Below are 3,097 nucleotides of genomic sequence, written 5' to 3' on the forward strand. Positions count from 1 at the left end.
GGCGCATCGTCAGCCGGCACGAGCACCGTGTCGGTCTGTGCATGCGCGCCAGCCATCGGCATCAGAATCCACGCCAGCGCGCAGGCGCCGGCAAGAAACGAACGTGTCATGACTGTCCCTCCGTTCAGCCGCCACGAACCCGGCCTGTCGCGGCCGGGTCATCGTACCGCTCATGCCCAGGGCCGCAGCTCGGCGTTCTTCTTCTCGAACGAAGCGATGGCGCCGGCCTTCTCCATGGTCAGACCGATATCGTCGAGGCCGTTCAAGAGGCAGTGGCGCTTGAATTCGTCGAGGTCGAACTTGACCACGCCCCCGTCCGGCCCGCGGATTTCCTTGGCTTCGAGATCGACCGACAGCGTCGCGTTGGAACCGCGCGAGGCATCGTCCATCAGCTTCTCCAGGTCTTCCGGGCTGACGGTGATCGGCAGGATGCCGTTCTTGAAGCAGTTGTTGTAGAAAATGTCGGCGAACGAGGTCGAGATGACGCAGCGGATGCCGAAATCGAGCAGCGCCCACGGCGCATGTTCCCGGCTCGAACCGCAGCCGAAATTGTCGCCGGCGACCAGGATCTGCGCCTTGCGGTAGGCCGGCTTGTTGAGCACGAAGTCCGGGTTTTCCGACCCGTCGTCCTTGTAGCGCATTTCGGCGAACAAGCCGGTGCCGAGCCCGGTGCGCTTGATCGTCTTGAGATAATCCTTGGGGATGATCATGTCGGTGTCGACATTGACGATCGGCATCGGCGCGGCGACACCGGTGAGCTTGGTGAATTTTTCCATGGTTCTTGCGCGTCTTCTTCTCGTTGCGGGGAATTGCTGGCGCCCGGTTTACACAAAGCCGCGGGCAAATAAAAGGCGGCTGTTTCTGGACTTCTGTCGTCGATCGAAACACAAGATCGGTACAAAACAGCTTCAAAACCACCGGCCCATGGTGCACTTTTATCGATATGACAACGCGATCCAAGGTCCTCTACGCCAGCGAACCGGGCCTCGGCACCGCCGAGTTCCGCCGCGTGCTGGTGGAATCCGGCCTCGGCGCCAACCGCCCCGTCGATGACGACACCCGATTGAAGGCGATGTTGTCAGCGGCCAATTTGGTGCTCACCGCGCGCCTCGACACAGAAGGCAAGCCGCTGGTCGGCGTTGCCCGCGGTGTCACGGATTTCTCGTGGGTCTGTTACGTTTCCGAGCTCGCCGTCTGCAAATCGGCGCAAGGGCTCGGCATCGGCAAGGGCCTTCTCGATGAAGCGCGGCGACAACTCGGGCCGTCCGTCGCCATCAGCCTGATCTCCATGCCCGACGCCGTCGGCTTCTATGAGCGTATCGGCATGGAGCGCATGCCCAACGCATTCTGGTTCGGCCGCAAGCGCTGAAATCCACTCCCAGCGATCTCAACCTGCGCATCCTTGGCTAGGGTTCTGCCTCTTGACATGCGCTTGGCCGCCGCGAAACCAAAGTCGCCTGGCTGCTGGAGCCGATCGCCGGCGGCACGCGCGTCACCATCTGCCATGGCGGCTTTGCCGGCCTCGCTGCTGCCGCGACGGAGCATGCCGAAGGCTGGGCCCGGGTGCTGGGCTGGCTTCAGGCTTATCTTGGTGCAGGCGGCTTGGTGGCGGCTTAAGCCGAGGGTAGCATCCCTTCGCGCAAGCGTTAAATCACGTTCAATTCCCGAAACGCCCGCCCCTCAGCGACACGGCTATACCCAAACGCCGAGCAATCCACCGTGCGATAGCCGCCATGCACGATCAGTTCGGCCAGCGCTTTGCCGACCGCCGGCGCCTGCTGCAAGCCGTGACCGGAAAAACCGTTGGCGAAGAGGAAATTACCGACCTCGGGATGCGGGCCGATCACCGCGTTCTGGTCGAGCGTGTTGTAATCGTAGTGGCCGACCCAGGCGCGCGTCGGTTTGATCGCCTCGAAGGCCGGAATGCGGGTCGCCAGCACCGGCCAGATCACCTCTTCGAACAGCGGCCAATCGGGCTCGAAGTCGGCGGGATCGGCTGGTCCTTCGCCCTCTTCCGGCTCGGCGCCGCCGGTGATGTAGACCGAGCCCTCCGGCCGGACATAGATGCCGCTCGGGTCGACCAGCAGTGGCATGTCGTCATATTTTTCGCGCGCCTCGAAGACGAAGACGTTGCGCTTGCGCGGCTCCACCGGCAATGCCATCCCGGCCATCGCTGCGACCTTGCCGGCATTCGGCCCGGCGGCGTTGACGACGGTGCCGGCCTCGAGCCGCTCGCCATTGTCGAGGACTACACCGGTGACGCGGCCGCCCAGCCGCTCGATACCCGTCACCGACGCCGTGATGAAGTCGATGTTCTTCGTCCGCAGTGCCTTGCGAAACAGCATCAGCATCGCATGCGCGTCGAACCAGCCCTCGCCGCTACGGCCGTAGGCCCCGGCAGTGATACCCTCGGCGGATAGCCACGGAAACCGACGAACAAGTGCCTCGGCATCCTCGAGCACGATGTCGGCGCCCTCGGCCATCTGCACCTCGTGGTTGGCCCGCAGGATCGGCAGTCCGTTTTCGCCGGCAAGGATGAGATAGCCGCCTTCGCGAAAGCCGATATCGGCGTCCGCGCCAAACTCTTCCCTGAGCCGCCGGAAAAGTTTCAACGTGAACTGCGACAGCCGGATGTTTTCCGGGATCGAGAACTGCTGGCGAATGGAGGCGCAGGACAGCGTGGTCGCGGCGTGGGAAAATTGCGGGTCGCGCTCGACAAGCGCGATCGAGCCCGAAAACCCTTCCTCGCGCAGATAATAGGCGACCGAGGAGCCGACGATGGCTCCGCCGATGATGACGATGTCGTAATGCACCTTTTTTCGCCCTTCCGATCTGAACCGCCGAGTCACGCCGTCGGCAGGATGATCTCGAAGCGCGTGCCGCTCGCCGAGTCAACCAGCCGGATCGTGCCATCATGCGCTTTCAGGAGGGCCAGCACGATGCCGAGGCCCATGCCGGTGCCGCCGGAATCGCGGCGCGTGGTGAAGAACGGCTCGAAGATGCGGCCTCGGTTGCTGGGCGAAATGCCGGCGCCGTCATCGTCCACCACAATGGTGGCCTTGCCGTCCGCGCTTGCTGCCGTGACCGATACCAGCGT

Annotated in this window: 4 protein-coding genes and 1 pseudogene; 2 read left to right on the forward strand and 3 right to left on the reverse strand. The window is 63.6% G+C overall.

Translation table 11 applies throughout. The annotated features are described in order from the left end of the window. Positions 1–170: 170 nt before the first annotated feature. On the reverse strand, positions 171–776 hold the full coding sequence (leuD, locus tag E5W70_RS23870) for a 3-isopropylmalate dehydratase small subunit (RefSeq protein ID WP_292663076.1): 606 nt from the start codon (positions 774–776) through the stop codon (positions 171–173). A 167-nt stretch (positions 777–943) separates the two neighbouring features. Here leuD and E5W70_RS23875 point away from each other — a divergent pair, with 167 nt between their 5' ends. Then, complete coding sequence (locus tag E5W70_RS23875; RefSeq protein WP_292663078.1) at positions 944–1,369, forward strand: GNAT family N-acetyltransferase; 426 nt, start codon at positions 944–946, stop codon at positions 1,367–1,369. Positions 1,370–1,455: 86 nt separating this feature from the next. Then, positions 1,456–1,617, forward strand: a pseudogene (locus E5W70_RS23880) (SRPBCC domain-containing protein); the annotation flags it as partial. A gap of 29 nt (positions 1,618–1,646) precedes the next feature. On the opposite strand, the gene E5W70_RS23885 reads toward E5W70_RS23880, so the two are convergent. Both E5W70_RS23885 and E5W70_RS23890 read right to left on the reverse strand, forming a co-directional pair. After that, the gene (locus tag E5W70_RS23885) at positions 1,647–2,813 is read right to left on the reverse strand and encodes an FAD-binding oxidoreductase (RefSeq protein WP_292663080.1); all 1,167 of its coding nucleotides are present in this window, start codon (positions 2,811–2,813) and stop codon (positions 1,647–1,649) included. 32 nt (positions 2,814–2,845) lie between these two features. Continuing rightward, on the reverse strand, positions 2,846–3,097 hold a 252-nt coding region (locus E5W70_RS23890; RefSeq protein WP_292663083.1), incomplete at its 5' end, for a HAMP domain-containing sensor histidine kinase.

The sequence above is a fragment of the Mesorhizobium sp. genome (genome assembly GCF_005063415.1).
Lineage (GTDB): Bacteria > Pseudomonadota > Alphaproteobacteria > Rhizobiales > Rhizobiaceae > Mesorhizobium.

Bases quoted from the DNA above. Each gene is read 5' to 3' on its own strand.
- leuD (WP_292663076.1), bottom strand. From the start codon at position 776: ATGGAAAAATTCACCAAGCTCACCGGTGTCGCCGCGCCGATGCCGATC.
- E5W70_RS23875 (WP_292663078.1), top strand. From the start codon at position 944: ATGACAACGCGATCCAAGGTCCTCTACGCCAGCGAACCGGGCCTCGGC.